The sequence below is a fragment of the Aquimarina acroporae genome (assembly GCF_023195925.1).
GTDB lineage: Bacteria > Bacteroidota > Bacteroidia > Flavobacteriales > Flavobacteriaceae > Aquimarina > Aquimarina acroporae.
In genome coordinates this window covers 391,196-410,399 of record NZ_JALPRE010000006.1, presented here as the reverse complement: position 1 = coordinate 410,399, position 19,204 = coordinate 391,196, and the positions used below count along the sequence as shown (strand labels likewise).

15 protein-coding genes and 1 other RNA gene are annotated in these 19,204 nt (G+C 33.5%); 12 read left to right on the top strand and 4 right to left on the bottom strand.

Annotated elements, in window-relative coordinates:
- The first annotated feature begins 222 nt into the window (after positions 1-222).
- From M0D21_RS10260 to M0D21_RS10245, 4 genes are all read left to right on the top strand, one after another.
- Positions 223-2,841, top strand: a complete 2,619-nt coding sequence (locus M0D21_RS10260; protein ID WP_248329085.1) for a zinc-dependent metalloprotease — start codon at positions 223-225, stop codon at positions 2,839-2,841.
- A 186-nt stretch (positions 2,842-3,027) separates the two neighbouring features.
- Positions 3,028-3,882: a formyltetrahydrofolate deformylase gene (gene purU, locus M0D21_RS10255; RefSeq protein WP_248329083.1), complete on the top strand. Its 855-nt coding sequence runs from the start codon at positions 3,028-3,030 to the stop codon at positions 3,880-3,882.
- A gap of 52 nt (positions 3,883-3,934) precedes the next feature.
- Positions 3,935-4,654 (top strand): DUF4197 domain-containing protein, encoded by a 720-nt coding sequence (locus M0D21_RS10250; RefSeq protein ID WP_248329081.1) that lies wholly within the window; start codon positions 3,935-3,937, stop codon positions 4,652-4,654.
- A 132-nt stretch (positions 4,655-4,786) separates the two neighbouring features.
- A complete protein-coding gene (locus M0D21_RS10245) occupies positions 4,787-4,963 on the top strand; it encodes a Lacal_2735 family protein (protein WP_248329471.1) in 177 nt (58 codons plus the stop codon).
- Between the two features lie 11 nt (positions 4,964-4,974).
- Here M0D21_RS10245 and M0D21_RS10240 read toward each other — a convergent pair whose 3' ends face one another.
- From M0D21_RS10240 to M0D21_RS10225, 4 genes are all read right to left on the bottom strand, one after another.
- A complete protein-coding gene (locus M0D21_RS10240; RefSeq protein WP_248329079.1) occupies positions 4,975-5,757 on the bottom strand; it encodes an alpha/beta fold hydrolase in 783 nt (260 codons plus the stop codon).
- A 104-nt stretch (positions 5,758-5,861) separates the two neighbouring features.
- Positions 5,862-6,644 carry an ABC transporter substrate-binding protein gene (locus tag M0D21_RS10235; protein WP_248329077.1) on the bottom strand — a complete coding sequence of 261 codons (783 nt, stop codon included), beginning with the start codon at positions 6,642-6,644 and terminating at the stop codon, positions 5,862-5,864.
- A gap of 293 nt (positions 6,645-6,937) precedes the next feature.
- On the bottom strand, positions 6,938-7,774 hold the full coding sequence (gene pyrF / locus M0D21_RS10230) for an orotidine-5'-phosphate decarboxylase (protein WP_248329075.1): 837 nt from the start codon (positions 7,772-7,774) through the stop codon (positions 6,938-6,940).
- 22 nt (positions 7,775-7,796) lie between these two features.
- Entirely contained in the window at positions 7,797-9,005 is a 1,209-nt protein-coding gene (locus M0D21_RS10225; RefSeq protein WP_248329073.1) for an NAD(P)-dependent oxidoreductase, read from the bottom strand.
- 144 nt (positions 9,006-9,149) lie between these two features.
- On the opposite strand from M0D21_RS10225, the gene ssrA reads away from it, so the two are divergent.
- The 8 genes from ssrA (at position 9,150) to hsdR (ending at position 18,972) form a co-directional block, all read left to right on the top strand.
- Positions 9,150-9,548, top strand: a transfer-messenger RNA (tmRNA) gene (gene ssrA, locus M0D21_RS10220).
- A gap of 490 nt (positions 9,549-10,038) precedes the next feature.
- Positions 10,039-10,836 carry an abortive infection system antitoxin AbiGi family protein gene (locus M0D21_RS10215; RefSeq protein WP_248329071.1) on the top strand — a complete coding sequence of 266 codons (798 nt, stop codon included), beginning with the start codon at positions 10,039-10,041 and terminating at the stop codon, positions 10,834-10,836.
- Positions 10,837-11,029: 193 nt separating this feature from the next.
- The gene (locus M0D21_RS10210; RefSeq protein WP_248329069.1) at positions 11,030-12,499 is read left to right on the top strand and encodes a hypothetical protein; all 1,470 of its coding nucleotides are present in this window, start codon (positions 11,030-11,032) and stop codon (positions 12,497-12,499) included.
- A 164-nt stretch (positions 12,500-12,663) separates the two neighbouring features.
- Positions 12,664-13,542: a hypothetical protein gene (locus M0D21_RS10205; protein WP_248329067.1), complete on the top strand. Its 879-nt coding sequence runs from the start codon at positions 12,664-12,666 to the stop codon at positions 13,540-13,542.
- Between the two features lie 171 nt (positions 13,543-13,713).
- Entirely contained in the window at positions 13,714-13,917 is a 204-nt protein-coding gene (locus M0D21_RS10200) for a helix-turn-helix domain-containing protein (protein ID WP_248329065.1), read from the top strand.
- A complete protein-coding gene (locus tag M0D21_RS10195; protein WP_248329063.1) occupies positions 13,918-15,369 on the top strand; it encodes a class I SAM-dependent DNA methyltransferase in 1,452 nt (483 codons plus the stop codon).
- The gene (locus M0D21_RS10190) at positions 15,366-16,565 is read left to right on the top strand and encodes a restriction endonuclease subunit S (RefSeq protein WP_248329061.1); all 1,200 of its coding nucleotides are present in this window, start codon (positions 15,366-15,368) and stop codon (positions 16,563-16,565) included. Before M0D21_RS10195 ends, M0D21_RS10190 begins: the two co-directional genes overlap by 4 nt.
- Before the next feature lie 4 nt (positions 16,566-16,569).
- Entirely contained in the window at positions 16,570-18,972 is a 2,403-nt protein-coding gene (gene hsdR, locus M0D21_RS10185; protein ID WP_248329059.1) for an EcoAI/FtnUII family type I restriction enzme subunit R, read from the top strand.
- Positions 18,973-19,204: the final 232 nt, after the last annotated feature.

Below are 19,204 nucleotides of genomic sequence, written 5' to 3'. Positions count from 1 at the left end.
TGCTAATTTACGAAATACGCATCAAAAACGATGGTTTTTTTAGAATTATATAATTTATTTAACCCTCCATAGCTTTTCGTTGTTTATTCTTCAAACAAAGATGCGATTTTTAGTTAAATTCTTAAGATTTAGACATTTGTTAATGCTTATGTTAAACATTTTCTATCTAAGCCCGGAAAATAATATCTTCCGAGGCAATAACAAAAACAAATTTGATTCACAATGAAATTCACATCATCAAAAAACAAAGTATTCTTACTTTTGATGTTTTTCGTTTTTGGAATGGGGATCCAAAACGCAGACGCACAAAAGAAAAGTAAAAAGTCTAAAAAAAGTAAAAAAGAACAAGTAGACCCTTCTAAAAGTACTAAAGACGATAAGAAAAAAACCATCGAAGAACTTACCAAGAAAAGTATGAAAATGGAAGGTCTTTTCACTATGTATAGAGATTCTATTGACGGTACTACCCAAATGGTTATTTCTAAAGATCAAATAGGAAAAGAGTTTATCTATTTTAGTCAGATTGCAGACGGAGTATTGGATGCAGGAGCTTTTAGGGGAGCTTATCTGGGTTCAAAGGTTTTTAAAATTGAAAAACATTATAATAAAATTGAATTCATAACACAGAATTCATCCTTCTATTTTGATAAAGACAATGCTTTGTCAAAATCGGCCAACGCAAACATTAGCGATGGAATTATGGCAAGTTTAAAGATCGAAGCCGAAGATGACAAAAAAGGCTTATATCTTATTAAATCTGATGATCTTTTCCTAAAAGAGACTTTTGAGCAAATTAAAGCACCTAATCGACCAAAATCATCGCCATTTGCCTTTAAAGTAGGAAAACTCAGTAAAGAAAAAACCAAGATTAAAACCATCAAGAATTACCCAGAGAACACAAATGTAAAAAGTCACTATGTGTACACAAATCCTTCAGTTCTTAACGGAGGTTCTGCCGCTGTAAGTGATGGAAGAAATGTCACTATAAAAGTAGAACACAGTTTAATCGCAATGCCTGAAAACAATTATCAACCAAGATTTGATGATCCTCGGGTAGGATATTTTTTCACTCAGGTTACAGATATGACCTCTACCAGTCCAACTCCATATAGAGATTTAATACACCGATGGAATTTGGTAAAAAAGAACCCAGGAGCAGCTATTTCGGAACCGGTAAAGCCTATAGAATGGTGGATTGAGAACACTACACCCATGGAATTTAGAGAAACCATTAAAGAAGCGGTATTAGAATGGAATAAGGCCTTTGAAAAAGCTGGTTTCAAAAACGCTATGGTAGTGAAGGTTCAACCAGATGATGCTACCTGGGATGCTGGTGACATTAGATATAACGTACTACGATGGACGTCTTCTCCCAGACCTCCATTTGGCGGATATGGTCCTAGCTTTGCTAACCCAAGAACCGGAGAAATTCTTGGAGCCGATATCATGTTGGAATATGTATATCACACGAACCGAGTTAAATATGACAGATTATTTAACCTGTCTACAAGTGATCAACAAGAAGATGAATCTTCGTATTACTTAAATAAGAATAATCAGATTTATTGTTCTTATGGGCATGTAATGCAAGAAAATTCTCTTTTTGGTCAAACCGCACTAATGGCATATGGAGCCAATGACAATGAAATGAAAGGTATGAGAAAAGAGGCTATGAAAGAACTTATTATGCACGAAGTTGGTCATACTTTAGGACTTAATCATAATATGAAAGCCAGTCAGCTTTTCTCGCCAGAAGAACTAGAAAACCCAGATTTAATTGCAGGAAAATGCCTTACTGGTTCCGTTATGGATTATACCGCCATTAATCTTACCAATGACAAAACAAAACAAGGAGCCTATTTTTCTACGACAGTAGGGCCATATGATAATTGGGCAATTCAATATGGGTATACACCAGTAAATTCTGATAGTGAATTGGAGAGAATAACTAGCCAATCTACCAATCCTGAATTAATTTTTGGAAACGATGCTGATGATATGCGTTCTCCCGGAAAAGCAATAGACCCAAGGGTAATGACAGGAGATATGTCTAATGATCAAATAACCTATTCTATTAACAGAATGGAATTGGTAAACGATCTTATGCCAAAAATTAAGTCTAAATTCAACAAAAAAGGGCAATCATACCAAGAACTGCGCCAGGCATACTATATTTTAAGAAGTCAATATGGGCGTGCTGGTGACGTAATTTCGAGATTTATTGGTGGAGTTTATGTAGATCGAAGTATGATTGGCCAAGATGCAAATGCAAAGCCATTTACACCGGTAAGTTATGATGATCAAAAAAGAGCTATGAAAGCACTTAGCAAATATGTATTTGCTCCCGATGCCTATAAAACTCCGACCGACCTCTATAACTATATTGCCATGCAACGAAGAGGATATAATTTCTTTGGAGGCCCCGAAGACCCTAAAATTCATGATGTTACACTAAATTATCAAAAACGAATTCTGGATCACATCTTACACCCTAATACCCTTCAAAGAATTACAGATTCTGAACTATATGGAAATACTTACAAATTATCAGAATTTATGACTGATTTGAACAACGCTATATTCTTAAGCGATGCTGGAAGCAGTGTAAATACATTCAGACAAAATCTACAGTTAGCATACACTCAAAAACTAATTCATATTTTGGCCAAATCGTCACCACAGCAAAGGGTTTCTTACACCTATGCAGCTAAATCGATGGCCCTATATAATTTAAAGAGAATACGATCTATGATTTCTAATAGAGCTGGGGATAAATTAACCAAAGCTCATAAAGATCATTTAAGTGTTTTAATAAATAACACTATCGACGAGATTAAGTAATTTTATATACTTTTTTTAAAGGCTGGTCATAACAACACCAGCCTTTTTTCTTTATCAATCTTTCACCAAAAAAGGGTATTCATTTTTAATCAGGCAAAAAAAACGTCTAGACAAAGGATATTTACTTGAAATATTGGGAACTAAGAGGTTTCTTGGTATGTTTATCTTCGGAAAAAACTTTTATTAATGAAGAAGACCACATTATTGATCAATTGTCCCGACAAAAAAGGGATTATTGCCACCGTAACCAATTTTATACTTACCAAAGAAGGAAACACCACTTATATCGAACAACATGTAGATCGGGAACTTAAGGAATTTTTTATGCGACTTGAGTGTGAATTTGACAATGACGAAAAGAAACTTGCTCGATTTAAAGAATCATTTAATACCGAAGTTGCCGACAACCATAATATGCATTGGGAAATGTATGATACTGATAAGAAGCCAAAAATGGCTCTTTTTGTTTCGAAATACGATCATTGTCTGTATGATATCCTTGGTCGACATGCCTCTGGAGAACTTAGGGTAAAAATACCAATCATTATAAGCAATCACCCCGATCTTAAACCAATTGCCGACGCTTTTAACATTCCTTTCAAACATATTCCGGTTACAAAAGCCACTAAGTTCGAAGCCGAAGCAGAACAATTACGGGTCTTAAAAGAGCAGAAAATAGATTTCATCGTTTTGGCTAGGTACATGCAAATCTTATCATCCAATTTTGTAGATCACTTCCCCAATAAAATCATAAACATACACCATTCTTTTTTACCAGCTTTCCCTGGGGCTAAACCTTATCATTCGGCTTATAAGCGTGGTGTAAAAATTATTGGTGCTACCAGTCATTATGTTACCTCAGATCTTGACGAGGGTCCAATCATAGAGCAAGAAATTGTGAGAGTATCACATGTACACAATGTTCAGGATTTTATTCTAAAAGGTAGAGATTTGGAAAAAATAGTATTGTCTAGAGCGATCAAACATCATGTAGAACATAAAGTTTTGGTTTATAATAACAAAACTGTGATTTTTTCATAGGTATTACTTACTTTAGTCCCGTAAATTTTTACGGATACCTTAAATCGATACTATGAAAAAATTAGTTTTACTATGCAGTATACTTCTATTGAGTAGCTGTGCAGAACTTCAGCAAGTTGTAAACAGTTTACCTCAAACTACAGGAGGAGGATTTGGAGTAAGTAATATAGATATTGCTAATGGCCTACGACAAGCACTAGATAATGGTATCGATAAGCAGGTAACTAAACTTACTCAAAAAGATGGTTTTTATAGAAATCAATTGGTAAAAATATTACTTCCTCAAGAACTAAGAAAAGTTGACAAAACACTTAGAGATATAGGATTAAGCAGTTTAGCAGACGAAGGGTTAAAAGCCATTAATCGTGCTGCCGAAGATGCGGTAAAAGAAGCTACTCCAATTTTTGTAAATGCAGTAAAGCAAATTACATTTAATGATGCCAAACAAATATTGCTGGGTAATAACGATGCTGCCACCAATTACTTAAAAGGTAAAACAAATAGTGCGTTATATGCTAAATTTAATCCGGTAATTAACAACTCTTTTTCTAAGGTGGGAGCCGATAAAATCTGGTCTAGCATTATTACAAAATACAATGCGCTTCCTTTGACGAACAATGTAAACCCTGACTTAACAGATTATGTCACTCAAGAAGCCTTAAAAGGTGTATATACTATGATCGCCGTTGAAGAAAAAGAAATAAGAACCAAACTTAGTTCAAGAACAACAGATTTGTTACGAAGAGTATTTGCACTTCAGGATGGAAAATAGCATAGAATGTTAATCCTCTTTTTTGCCTTATTTTTTATTTATAAGAACTTTAAATATTGTTAACGCTCCATTAAGAAGGTAAACCATTGGCAAGCCATAACTTTGTACGCGAAAAAGAAAGAGAAAGAGCTAATGTTTTACTGGTTAAAAAATAAAAGCGAATTACAAAAGCTTCGCGATAACTACTGCAAATTAATGAAGAAGGCGTATCTAACTGCAATTAAAGACAAAGAAAAAAGTGATGCCTTACATCAACAGGCTCATGAAATTTTAAAAGAAATTAAGAGAATAGAAAACCTATCGGCATAAACAACAGCTACCTATTTAAATTTATCTATAAAAGCTATAGACTCTCTATTAAAAATCTCTGGTTGTTCTACATTTACAACATGACCAGAATTTTGAACAATGAATAAATCTGATAGCTTATGAGATTGCGCTACTTTCTGAACCGAAGGTAGAAACAAATAATCTTCTTCACCCATCATATAAAGAGTAGGAATCTTAATATCCTTTGCTCTGAAGAATCGAAGTAGCGGATTGATCTCAGAGGTAAGTTTAAACCAACGAACAAATTCTTTTTGATATAATTTCTTAGCCTCATTTGCAAACAATAATCGTGACTGCTTATGATTTTTTTTAGGCATGATTATAAATGCAAAAAATTTATATAACAACATATAAGGTATTACCGATTTAAACACGATTCCTAATCGCATCAGTACCTGAGATCTAAAATTAAGTTTCATAATAGCTCCTCCCATAATCATGCTACTCACACGATCTGGATACTTTTCTGCAAGATTTCGTATTAAGATCGTTCCCAGAGAAATACCTATAAAATGAGATTTCTCAATCTTTTCTTTATTTATCACCTCGACTATATCTTCGGTAATAGAATCAAAGGTATATTTAGAATTAAACGCATCTTTTAGTGCAGGTTTAGAATTACCATGACCTCTAAGGTCTAATAAAAGTACATTAAAATGTTTTCTAAATTCGCGAACTTGCTTAAACCAAATTGAAGAACTCCCACCTGCGCCATGCACAAACGTTACCCATTCTTGATTTGTAGGATGCTGATATATTGAATAATTTAACAAATGTAGCTGTTTAGTGTGTCAAAAATAGAAACTTATTTCAAATAAAAATTAGCATTAACAGTTTTTAATGACATGTTCAACTTTAAAACTCACTGTAAATTAAACTAATGCAATGTTTTAAAATATGTGAAAGCTTCTGTCAAACGCGAACCATACCAAGAAAAATACTCACCATCTACCAATTTTATAGCTGCCGTTGGATGTAATTTACGTGCTTCTTCGATATGTTTTTCTGAAAAAGGAAAAGGTTCTGAAGACAACAAAATAATATCTAATTTTTCCAACTTGAGCATGGTCGAAGGAGTTACTTCAGGATAACGACTTATACCTCCAAAAACGTTAATAAACCCATTTTTCTGGAGTATATGGTGCACAAAAGTAGTATTTCCCACTGCCATCCAGGGATCTTTCCAGATAAAATAGGCAATGTGCTTTTTAGGTTTATTTGCTATAAACTCTTTAAAAGATTGCTCTTCCTGCCTTATTTTAGAAATAAGAGTTTTGGCCTGAGGTCCTTTGTCAAAAATCTCCCCATATTGTTTGATCATTTCAAGTGCATCTGGGAGCTCAAAGATATCTGAAACATGAACGGGGTATTTCTTCTCCAGATGCTCTACAATTTCTTTTGTATTCTCCTCTTTATTGCACAAAATAATATCTGGTTGTAACTCCTGTATAACTTCATACTTTATCTTTTTGGTCCCTCCTACTACTCTTTTTTCTTTTCTAATGTAATTCGGATGTACACAAAACTTAGTCACTCCTACGATATGATCTTCTAAACCCAGTTCCACTAGTAATTCGGTCTGAGAAGGCACCAAAGAGACAATACGTTTTGGAGTATTATCTAGGTCTATTTTACGATATAACTGATCTACAAAGTTCATACGGCAAAGCTCATTCTAAAAAGAAACTTAACAAATCCTAAAAAGTTCATAAATACCTAATAAATAGATGTTTAAAAGTAGGAATTTTCGCAAATAATCCTTATCTTAATAAGAATTATTAATTAAATTTTTGGGGCTATGAATTCAGTATTACCTAACATTATCATTTATGGAATAATGTCATTTTTCGTTGTTTGTATTGCATATGGCCTTTATGGCTACGCAAAACATGTATTCAATGCGAATAGACGTTAAACGTTAATTCTATTGTTTCTTGAGAAACGAGGGTCTTTTTACGAAAGGTTCTCGTTTCTTTTGTTTAATATTAATTCCATCTCGTGTTGAAGCTCCAACGCTTTGTTTTTTGCGGCTTCAGCAAAATCTGTCCCTTTAGAAGCATAGATAATTCCCCGAGAAGAATTAATTAATAACCCCACTTGATCGTTCAATCCGTAGGTACAAACTTCTTGTAGATTACCTCCTTGCGCTCCTACCCCTGGAACCAATAGGAAACTATCGGGAATAATTTTTCTTATTTCACCAATAAACTCTGTCTTCGTAGCTCCCACTACATACATTAAGTTTTTTGAATTCTCCCACTTCAATGACTCCCCTAATACTTCTTGATACAAAGGAGTATTATGATGCAATAATTGCATCTGGAAATCGAAAGCTCCCTGATTAGAGGTTAGTGCTAAAAGTATGGTGTGTTTATTTTCAAAAGCCAAGAAAGGCTCTACAGAATCTTTACCCATATATGGAGCCACCGTTACCGAATCGAATTGTAAATCTTCAAAAAAGGCCTTAGCATACATGGTACTGGTATTACCTATATCCCCTCTTTTAGCATCAGCAATAGTGAAAATATCGGGGTGATGCTCATTAAGATACTTAACAGTTCTCTCTAGAGACTTCCACCCTCTTAACCCATAGGCTTCGTAAAATGCGATATTAGGTTTATAGGCCACTGCCAGATGATGCGTAGCATCGATAATAGCTTTATTAAATTCGAAAATAGGATCTTCCTTGTCTAGTAAGTGTTCTGGTATTTTATTAAGATCGACATCAAGACCGACACATAAAAATGATTTCTTTTTATAAATCTGTTCAACCAGTTGTTGAGTAGTCATGTAGTGTTGTATTTATTCAAAATTACTCTTTACCATCCACATAATCCTGAAGGTAACTAAATCTTTCTGTTAATTTTCCACCCTTGGTCATTCTGGCTCTTTCCAATACGCCATCTTCATCCTTATTAAAAAAAGCAGGGATCACGTGCTCCAAAAACATTTCACCAAAACCTTCACTGGCATCTTTAGGTAGTTCACAAGGTAAATTATCTACTGCCATAACCACAATAGCATTGGAATTTTTAAAATCGACTTCAGTTTCTGTATTTGGATCATATCCATATATAGGATCTGCAATCGTTGATGCTCTAAGCGTACTGGCCACAGGGCCATCGATATCACACGATATATCGGCTACCAATTTTATATTAAAATCTTGAGATCTGGCATCTTCCCTCGTAAATATAAAAGGAGCTCCATCACCAAAAAAGTGACCCGCGATATACATATCAGACACTTTGGCAAATCGCATAAAATCTCCTTCATAGTCCTGCGGATTTTTATAAAAATCCATTTTATCAATTATGGTTCGGTCTTTTCGTTTGTTATAATCAAGTACATCTATTTGAACATATACCGGCTCATCAAAACTACCATTAAGATACTCTTCTACACTTACCTCACGTATTTTCATTGCATCCAGAATCTCCTTCGCACCACTTCCAACTTTACCTTTACCGGTAAGTACAATTTTGATGGCTGGTAGCGAAAGTGTTGAAAGTTGAGCTTCCAACTCTTTTTGATCGTCAAGCGTTTCTGCTTTGGGTAAGTTAAAACTATCATATGCAAGTCCCCATGCTCGAAACCCATTATAGGCACCTACAATACCAGCATAGCGACCAAAACCAATAAGTCTAAAACCACTTTGACCCACAATAACTTCATGGTCATATAACTCAATATTCTTGTCAAGAATCGTTTTTAGTAACTCCCGATTATAAGGTTGTTTTTTTATGGTGTGTGAAAAGAAAAAGTATTTCTTATTAGGTATCAAATCTTCTTTAGGAACTTCTTTTACTCCCAGCAATACATCACAGGCAGACATATCGTCTGTGACATGAGCACCGACCTTAGTATATTCATAGTCTTTAAACACTCTTATGTCTGAATTTTCTACTAAAAACTGAGCTTCTGGAAAGCGAGAAGTTACATTTTTTATACCTTGCGGAGAGAAAACCACACGACGATCTGGCGGGTTTTTACGTTCTTTAATGATACCGAACTTGGTCATATAACTTTGGTATATATTTTGTTCATTTAAAATTGCGGCTAAAGATATGACAATTATAGTTATCTTTGCCAACCATTTTAGGTTTCAGGAAGGTGTTTTTTGGTCAATTTGACATTAAATAGTTACTGTAACCAAAGTATCATCGGGGTCGACTGGTTTTGACAGCGAGATGAATAGGATGGTAAGCACGTCGAGCGCTGGGATATAGCTCGTAAATATCATGTTTCACTTTTTTAAACGGCGAGAATAACTACGCCCTAGCTGCATAATCTGAATTATAGTAGGATAGTGCCTCGGCTCACTAGGTGAGCAAGCAGGAAGTCTCCCAATAGCCTTGGTTTGCGGCGATTGATTTTGAGACTTCGTAAAAGTAAACCTAGAAATAATAGGATCTCGATAATATTTCGAAATTTAATTGAGAATAAGCGATAGGTTGGCGGTTTTTGGTCTTTCTTATCGTCGAAAATTAAACAAAGACTAAGCGTGTAGAAAGCTATGTTGTTCCTTGTTTGGACGAGGGTTCGAATCCCTCCGACTCCACAAAAAACTCCCAAATCTCCAATGATTATGGGAGTTTTAAATTCAAGGGGACTATTAAGGGGATTTTACAAAGTAGTTTATTTGTCAAAATACGGCAACCTCAACACTAAGAAAAAGTCAAAATCTTATGAAAACCAATCAATAATGACACCCCACCCCTTTTTATGAAATAGTTTTTCTTTTCAGAAAATTTTGCAATAAAACCCCATATAGTCTTATACACATAAGCATATAGAATTCCTTTACTTAACAGGGGTTGTTAAAATTTTTACTATACATAAGTTTATTATCTTAATTAAAGAGTAGTTAGAATCCTATAATAAACATCAAAAAATGCATGATTGAGTGGAAATATCCCTAATTTTGAGATAAACATATTGGAAATATAAGAGATATATCCGTTATTTCATTGTTAGTGGCAATTTGAAGAAATACACGAATTGAATTGAAAAAAATTACAACACTTTTTCACGGAACAAGAAAAATCGAGCACTTGACTTCGATTTTGTGCAATGGCTTCTATTCTTCTTATGCAGATGAGAGTATAGCTGATCGTAAAACAAAAATCATGATGGTTAGTTTTAGTAATGTTCCATTAATTGAGTCTAGAAATCAAGTAAGTTATGGAGATTATTTCATTGGACTCAAAAGGGATTGGGGAACAAAGAATGGTCTTCATCCTGTTGCTTACACTTATAAAGGAAGTGATTATGAAAGAGGTGTATGGGATTTAATGCGAGAGTCTGCATTGGGACAAACACTACACTTGCTAAAAGAACACGGACAAAATGGAGTTAACTTCCATTTTGAAGGTGATCCACTAAAAAATTTATCAGAATTGAATTTTGAGCAATTAACCGACAATAATATTCAAGCTCTGGAAAGAATTTTTGAGAAAACTCATTCTCAGATGTATGATATGATTCTATATCTCAAACCATATATTGTTACGGATTCGAAAGGTCAAGAAAGATTAGCTTATAATGATAGAGAATGGAGATATATCCCAAGACACGTTGAGAAAAAAATCATTTATGAAACAGATGCTAGCGGTAATGAATTTAATAAAGAGTTTGCAGAATGGACAAAGAAATCAAAACCTCATTACAAAGAAAATCCTTTAAAATTTGAACTCAATGATATTAATTTCATAATCGCAAAAGAGCAAAACGAAATACATATTATCTATAAAATTCTATTTGAAAAATATACAAAAGAAAAAGTTATCGAACAAATAACAAATGGACAACTAATAATTTTATCACTAGATAAAGTAACGAGCGATCTATAAAATAAAAAGCCCCTAACAAAGATTTGTTTAGTAAATATTCTCCTTTCGGGAAGTAAACGCACCTTACAAGAGACATTGTATATCATTTCACATATAAAGAAACTCTATTAATTTCTTTTGTTAACGAGTTAAATTTTTGTGTAAGAATTTTATAATAAATTTAATCGTTAGTAAGAATATTAAAGAAATCTTGATGACAATAGAGAAATGGATTGAAAGTAACGAACCTCTCACATTGGAGATGTTTAATACTTTTAAATCTTCAATTTTAGGGGTTGATTCTAAAAATCAGATGCTTTTTCTTAAAAAGGTAATGTCCGAAATTCACAAAGGACAGATTACATTAACTGTCGAAGAATTATTGGAAATTAAAACATTTAGCTTTGATACGTATGTTGAGTTTGGGAAGCCTAAAGAAATAGATTATACATTAGATTTGGTTTTACAGACGTTACAATTCATTAATAATAAAGGTCATTTCCCAAAAGATTACAAAGAAAACTATGAACTGGTACGAAATATAGCAGATTTTATAGCTGACTATCTAAAAAACGATCTCGAACATCTTTCTAAAATAAATCTTTTGTTCGATAGCTGTCCTGAAAGAACGGCAATCGTTAGAAAAAAACAGGATGAATTTTACATAGAGTTGAGAGGGAAAAATTATAAGGTTTACGATATATATCAGGGATATTCGATTAAAAACCAAGACAAATCGGGCTATGGAGATTTAATAGTTCATCATCAAAAAGGTATTTACACAAAAGGCATAGTTTGTCTTCTTGAAGTAATTGAGCGTAAACCAAATAAAAAAAGTGATGATTATTTAAAGTATGGAAAAAACATCATTTACAATGACAAAAAATATCCGTTCAAATGGAAAAAAAATACTAATACATTTTTAATTATGCCAGATGAGAGTCCTGTGGAGAGTTGTGAAGGGCGACTATCAGAAATTGAATGTAATCTTTCCTCTCAAAAGTTTTGGTGGTGTTACGGCAGAAAATGTATGAAGGCTAATCAAAACGATCATAGTTTTGAGGAATGGAAAAACTACACTTTGAGAGATTTTTTGAAGATATTAGGTCTTCCTTTTGAGGATAAAGGTTATTATATATTTGTTAGTGAGATTAATAGGCTGAATAGGTTAATAGACAGAATTAAATGTAAAAAATGTAGCAAGGTATTAAGACCTTCAAAACAAAGTAATTTTGGTTTTTACAGAGTATCTCATTTCCATTGCAATAATAAAAATTGTAATGACTATCGAAAAGAAATATATCTTACTCATTGCTTGAATAGCAAATGCACAAATGTTATTGATAGTCGAATATCCGAAAGATGTGAAAACGGGTTAATAATTTGTGATGCATGTGGAAGCTGTTGCTCGAATGAACAATTTATAAGAAGAGCTGATGGTTTAAAAGTTAATGGCCGTAGTATTCCTCAAAGTTTGATTAGTTTAATTGAGAAAAAAAAAGGTCATTGGGAAAAAGCAGAATGCTTTTGTTATAGATGTAAATCCAAAATGATTGAGAAGGGAGGGAATTATAAATGTGAACATTGTCAGGTCATTTACAATCGAAATAATGTCTATATCAGACAAAACAAAAATTATCAGAATATTGTAAATCAAAGAAGTAAAATTAAGCCGTCGAAATAAATTCTACGGCAATAAATAATGTATGTAAGATATGTTAAACATATGATTTTTAGTAAGGTTAGCGAGTAACTGTAAAAAGACTCTGTGTTAATCAGAAAAAGGAAGTGCCTATCACGCACTTCGTTTCATACTAAAAGCGTGATTTTAAATTTAGAAAAATACATATGGAAAAAACCAAACTATGGAAAGTTGATGATAACAAATTAGTAGAAATCAGCTCAAATAATTTAGACTATGAAGATAGAATTCATACGTGGATTGAAAATGATATTTCCATTGTACTTCCAGATGCTATTCTGATTGGTTCTAAAATTAAAACTGACCACGGGAAAGAAATTGACCTGCTCGCAATTGATGAAAATGGAGATATAATTGTTCTTGAATTAAAAAGAGGGTTAACTACAAGAGAAGTTACAGCACAAGTTTTAGACTATGCATCTTGGATAGATACCTTGGATGAAGATGGAATTAATGACATTCTTGCAAAAAATGGAATAGATAAGACTGTTTCAGAATTAATGTCGGAGAAGTTTGATGATTACGAAGAGGACATAGAGATAAACGAAAATCAAAAAATCTACATCGTAGGTTCTTCAATTGATTTAATTACAGAAAGAGTATGCAAATACCTTGCAGGCAACGGGCTTCAAATAAATGTTTTGACTTTTAATTATTTCCAAGATAATGAAATTGAGTTTATCGCACGCAATTTTCTAGTAACAGAGTCAGACTCACCAAAAGATACTGGTAAAAAAAGAAAAGGTAGATACATTACAAAACTTTTTCTTGAAGAAAAAATTAAAGTCGGGCAAAAAGTGAAATATCTCCCTTTGAGTGAAAAGGGAGTTAATAAAATTGCTACTATTTATAGAAAGGGGAGTAAATGTTTAAAATTAGACGATACTGGAGAGACCTATTCCTTTAGCGGATTAAGAAAGAAATTAATATTGGATAATGCCCTTGATTTAAACCCCCATTTTCCATATTGGCAATGGACAGAATGGTTGTTGTTGGACATTGATACAAAATTATCAGACTTATAAAATATATACAGTAACTAGGACATTTAAACTCATTTGCAGCTCGATAACTTCGTTACAAAAGAACTTTTACTTTCCCATCAATACACAGAAAAGTAAGAATAAAACTCACAGTTTTTTGAGATATAAATTCAATTGTTTTTATATTGTCGGCTGAAAAAATAATGTATTCAGATGAATAGAATAAAAGAAGTTTTGGAGGAAAAAGGCATAAAACAAATTTGGCTAGCCGAAAAATTGGGTAAAAGCTACAATATGGTAAATGCTTATGTACAGAACAGACAGCAACCGAGGCTAGAAATTCTAATGCGTATTGCTGAGATACTGAACATAGACATAAAAGAATTAATTATCTCCAATAAAATAGAAGTTAAATAAATGTTTGAACAAACTTTTAAAAATATAGACGATATACTACATAAAGACGCAGGATGTGGTAGTGAGTTAGATTATGTAGAACAAACCTCTTGGGTGTTGTTTTTAAAATATTTAGATGATTTAGAAAAAACTAAAGAAAATGCGGCTCTACTTTCTGGACAAGAATACACTAGATTAATAGACCCAACATATCACTGGACAACTTGGGCAGCTCCTAAATTAGCAAATGGGAAGATTGACCATAACGCACAAACTGGAGATGATTTATTGGACTTTGTAAACAACGAACTCTTTCCTTACCTAAAAAAGTTTAAAGCAAATGCTAGCGGAGCAGACACTATTGAATATAAGATTGGTGAAATTTTTAGTGAGTTAAAAAACCGGGTACAATCGGGGTATAATTTGCGAGAAGTAGTGGAGTTAGTAGATAAACTCCGTTTTAGAACCCATGCAGAACAGTTGGAAATGAGCCACCTGTATGAAGGAAAAATCAAAAACATGGGGAATGCTGGACGTAATGGTGGTGAATACTACACTCCACGCCCTTTAATCAAAACTATCGTAAAAGTAGTTGACCCACAAATAGGAGAAACGGTTTATGATGGTGCAGTAGGTTCCGCAGGTTTCTTGGTAGAAGCTTTTGATTACCTTAAAAACAGTAAAAAACTATCTACGCAAGACATTGAAACGCTCCAAAAGAATACCTTTTATGGCAAAGAGAAAAAATCGCTTGCTTATATTATTGGTATTATGAATATGATATTACACGGGGTAGAAGCCCCCAATATTATACATACTAATACCTTGGCAGAAAACATTGCTGACATCCAAGAGAAAGATCGTTATAATGTAGTATTGGCAAACCCTCCTTTTGGAGGAAAGGAACGTACAGAAGTACAAGAAAATTTCCCGATTAAAACAGGAGAAACTGCTTCTTTGTTTTTACAACATTTTATTAAAATATTAAAAGCGGGTGGCAAAGCAGGTGTGGTGATAAAAAACACTTTTTTGAGCAATACCGATAATGCATCTATTGCCATACGGAAAGAACTGCTAGAAAATTGTAACCTACATACGGTATTAGATTTACCAGGAGGTACCTTTACGGGTGCAGGAGTAAAAACGGTAGTGTTGTTTTTTACCAAAGGAGAGCCTACTAAAAAAGTATGGTTTTATCAATTAAACCTTGACCGTAATTTGGGGAAAACAAACCCATTAAACGAAAAAGATTTAGCCGATTTTGTGAAGCTTCAAAAAACAAAAGCCGAAAGCGAAAACTCTTGGAATGTACGCATAAGTGATATAGACCAAAATACCTTTGACCTGTCTGCCAAAAACCCAAACGCACCAGAAGAAGCTCCATTACGCCAACCCAATGAAATTTTGGAAGCAATGGCAATTTTGGATAAAGAAACAAATACTATTCTTGAATCTATTAAAGAATTAATATGAGAAAAGATTGGGAATATTGTGAACTGCAAAAACATATTAAATTGATTGATTATCGGGGCAGGACACCAAAAAAAACTGACAATGGTGTAAAACTGATAACTGCAAAGAATGTGAAATTAGGATATTTACAGGAACATCCTGAAGAATTTATTGCGGAAAACAATTATGAAGAATGGATGAAAAGAGGCATTCCTGAATACGGAGATGTGATTTTCACAACCGAAGCTCCTTTAGCTAATGTTGCGCAACTGTTGACACATGAAAAGGTGGCTTTTGCACAAAGAACAATTGTAATGCAGCCTACTCCGAATATTTTGGACAAAACATTTCTGAAATATTTACTTCTTTCCCCTCAAATTAGAAATGATATCTTTTCGAATGGGACAGGAGCCACAGTGACTGGGATAAAATCTAGTTTACTCAAAAAAATAAAGATCCCGATTCCACCACTGACCCAACAAAAACAAATAGTAACCATTTTAGACAAAACCTTTGCTGCCATAGATACAGCAAAAGTCAAAACGGAACAAAATCTACAATATGCAAAAGATATTTTTGATAATTATTTGCAAGGAGTACTGTCTGATAATAAATGGTCAATAGTTAAATTAGGTGAAGTCTGCCAGAAAGTAGAATACGGTTCATCTTCAAAGTCATCCCCTGAGGGCAAGTTACCCGTTCTGAGAATGGGAAATATTCAAGATCGAAAATTTGTATGGGATAATTTAAAATATTCTAACAATGAACAAGATAATAAGAAGTATCTACTAAAATATAATGATGTGCTATTTAATAGAACAAACAGCCCAGAGTTGGTAGGAAAAGCGGCTATTTACAAAGGTGAAATGCCTTCAATTTTCGCAGGCTATCTAATTCGTATCCATCGAAAAGAAGATTTGTTAGATGCAGACTATTTAAACTATTATCTGAATAGTCAAATTGCTAAAAACTATGGGAATAGTGTAGTTATCTCAAGTGTAAATCAAGCAAATATTAATGGAACGAAATTAAAAACATATCCAATTCCTTTACCTTCTCTAAAAGAACAACAAGAGATCGTTCAAAAACTAGATGCATTATCGGTGGAAACAAAAAGGCTAGAAGCCATTTATACTCAAAAAATAGCCGATTTAGAAGAACTAAAAAAGAGTGTATTGCAAAAAGCATTTTCTGGGCAACTCAACACCATAAATTAATATTATGAATGAAGCCGAAACTAGAGCAGAATTAATAGACCCAAAACTAAAAGAAGCGGGCTGGGGTGTGGTTGAGGGTTCAAAAATATTAAGAGAACGCAACTGTCAAATTACCGCTGGTCGTATTCAAAATGGTGGTAGAAGAGGCAAACCACTTATTGCGGACTATATTTTGGTATATAAAGGTATTAAACTAGCTGTAGTTGAGGCAAAAGCAAGAAATTTAGAAGTCGGTGAAGGTGTTGCACAAGCTAAATTATATGCAGATAAATTAACCTTAGATACTACCTATTCTTCTAACGGAGATGAGATTTACCAAATCTGTATGCAAACGGGTGAAGAAGGTTTAGTAGACCGTTATTTATCACCAAAAGAATTATGGATAAAATCATACCCATTAGAAGCAAGTTCTGAGATTACAGAATTGTGGAGAGACAACTTCTCTAGCGTTCCGTTTGAGGATAAATCGGGTACTTGGCAACCACGTTATTATCAAGAAATAGCCATTAAAAAAACTTTAGAAGCAATTGCGCAGGGTAAAGACCGCGTTTTATTAACGCTCGCAACAGGAACAGGAAAAACAGCCATTGCTTTTCAAATTGCTTGGAAACTATTTCAAACCCGTTGGAATTTAACCGCAAACAATCAATACCAAAAGAGAAGACCAAGAATTTTATTCTTAGCTCATAGAAACATATTAGCCAATCAGGCATTCAATTCCTTCTCTGCATTTCCAGAAGATGCTCTAGTGCGAGTTAAACCCAAAGAGATTAAGAAAAGAGGAAAAGTACCTACTAATGGTAGTGTTTTCTTTACCATTTTTCAATCTTTAATGGCAAATGACAATACTGCAGATTTAGATGAACTAGAAGAAGAAAATATTACAGATTATGACAAAGAAGATGCTTATTACAATCAATATCCAACAGATTACTTCGATTTAATAATTATTGATGAGTGCCATATCGGTGGAGCTAACAATGAAAGTACTTGGAGAGGTATTTTAGAACACTTCTCTCCTGCGGTTCAATTAGGTTTAACGGCAACACCAAAACGAAAGGATAATGTTGATACCTATAAATACTTTGGCGACCCTGTTTATATCTATTCGCTTAAAGAAGGTATTAATGATGGTTTCTTAACACCTTTTAAAGTAAAACGAATCAACACCACCATTGATGATTATATCTACACAGATGATGATACAGTAGTAGAAGGAGAAATAGAAGAAGGCAAGTTGTATGAAGAAAAAGACTTTAATCGAAAAATTGTCATTCCAGCAAGAGAACGTTATCGTGTTCATACCTTTATGAAGGATGCAAACGAAAATGAGAAAACTATTATTTTCTGTGCTACACAAGAACACGCAGCTATGGTGCGTGATATGGTAAATCAAAATAAAAAAATCAGCAAGAACACTAATTACTGTGTGCGTATTACTGCCAAAGATGGAAATATAGGAGATAATGCATTAAAACAATTTCAAGATAATGAAAAGATTATACCGACCGTTTTAACCACTTCCAGAAAACTTTCTACTGGAGTTGATGCACGCAATGTGAGAAACATTGTGCTAATGCGTCCAGTAAATGATATTATAGAATTCAAACAAATTGTAGGAAGAGGAACCAGAACCTTTGACGGCAAATATTACTTTACTATTTATGATTTTGTAGATGCTCACCATCGTTTCCTAGACCCTGAATGGGATGGAGAACCAGAAGATCCTGTAATCCCTGAACCAAGAGAACTAAAACCAAATATTGATGAAGTCGACATTATTAATAATGATGAAGAAGAACCTATAAAAGGTCATAATAATAAAGTTAGGGTTAAACTTAAAGGTGGTAAAGAGTTAGAAATTCAACACACAACACAAACAATGTTTTGGGATACTGGGGGTAAACCAATTTCATCGGAAGAATTTTTAAATAACTTATTTGGTGAATTACCTAATCTGTTTAAAAGTGAAGCAGAATTACGAGAGTTATGGAGCAATCCAACAACAAGAAGAACTTTACTTGAAAAGTTAGAAGTAGCAGGTTACGGAATAGAAGAATTAAATGCGTTGCGTAAACTTGTAGATGCTGAAAATAGCGACTTATTTGATGTTTTGGAATATGTATTCAATAGTGAAATAAAACCAATCACAAGAGCAGAACGTGTTGCGGCAGCTGAAGCTACTATTTTTACATTAATGAATAATAAACAGAAAGAATTTATTGAATTTGTTTTAAGCAAATACATTGAGATTGGTGTAGGTGAATTAGATCAGACCAAGCTTCCTGTTTTGTTATCAAGTATGTTCCAATCACAAGCTGATGGAATTGAAGAATTAGGTGGGGATGTAACGAAAATAAGAGATTTATTTATTGAGTTTCAACAGTATTTATATAAGACAGCATAGAAACGCAAAATAAAGTGCATTACAATCCTCAATGCTGAGGTTACAAATAACTTTTTTAGTCAAGACTAGAAAATTTAAAACTTCACCGAGATAAACTATAAAGACAACCTTTTCAACTAGTATATCGCGGTATGTGAAGAGCTTAATAAAAATTATAGCATATAGCTCCTATATCATCCACTGGCTATATAAGTTTTATGAGAAGATAGGAAATGTGGAATTGAACGCAACT

Excerpts from the sequence above, each read along its gene's own strand:
- M0D21_RS10260 (WP_248329085.1), top strand. The coding sequence starts at position 223 with ATGAAATTCACATCATCAAAAAACAAAGTATTCTTACTTTTGATGTTT.
- purU (WP_248329083.1), top strand. The coding sequence starts at position 3,028 with ATGAAGAAGACCACATTATTGATCAATTGTCCCGACAAAAAAGGGATT.
- M0D21_RS10250 (WP_248329081.1), top strand. The coding sequence starts at position 3,935 with ATGAAAAAATTAGTTTTACTATGCAGTATACTTCTATTGAGTAGCTGT.
- M0D21_RS10245 (WP_248329471.1), top strand. The coding sequence starts at position 4,787 with ATGTTTTACTGGTTAAAAAATAAAAGCGAATTACAAAAGCTTCGCGAT.
- M0D21_RS10235 (WP_248329077.1), bottom strand. The coding sequence starts at position 6,644 with ATGAACTTTGTAGATCAGTTATATCGTAAAATAGACCTAGATAATACT.
- pyrF (WP_248329075.1), bottom strand. The coding sequence starts at position 7,774 with ATGACTACTCAACAACTGGTTGAACAGATTTATAAAAAGAAATCATTT.
- M0D21_RS10225 (WP_248329073.1), bottom strand. The coding sequence starts at position 9,005 with ATGACCAAGTTCGGTATCATTAAAGAACGTAAAAACCCGCCAGATCGT.
- M0D21_RS10210 (WP_248329069.1), top strand. The coding sequence starts at position 11,030 with ATGACAATAGAGAAATGGATTGAAAGTAACGAACCTCTCACATTGGAG.
- M0D21_RS10205 (WP_248329067.1), top strand. The coding sequence starts at position 12,664 with ATGGAAAAAACCAAACTATGGAAAGTTGATGATAACAAATTAGTAGAA.
- M0D21_RS10200 (WP_248329065.1), top strand. The coding sequence starts at position 13,714 with ATGAATAGAATAAAAGAAGTTTTGGAGGAAAAAGGCATAAAACAAATT.
- M0D21_RS10195 (WP_248329063.1), top strand. The coding sequence starts at position 13,918 with ATGTTTGAACAAACTTTTAAAAATATAGACGATATACTACATAAAGAC.
- M0D21_RS10190 (WP_248329061.1), top strand. The coding sequence starts at position 15,366 with ATGAGAAAAGATTGGGAATATTGTGAACTGCAAAAACATATTAAATTG.
- hsdR (WP_248329059.1), top strand. The coding sequence starts at position 16,570 with ATGAATGAAGCCGAAACTAGAGCAGAATTAATAGACCCAAAACTAAAA.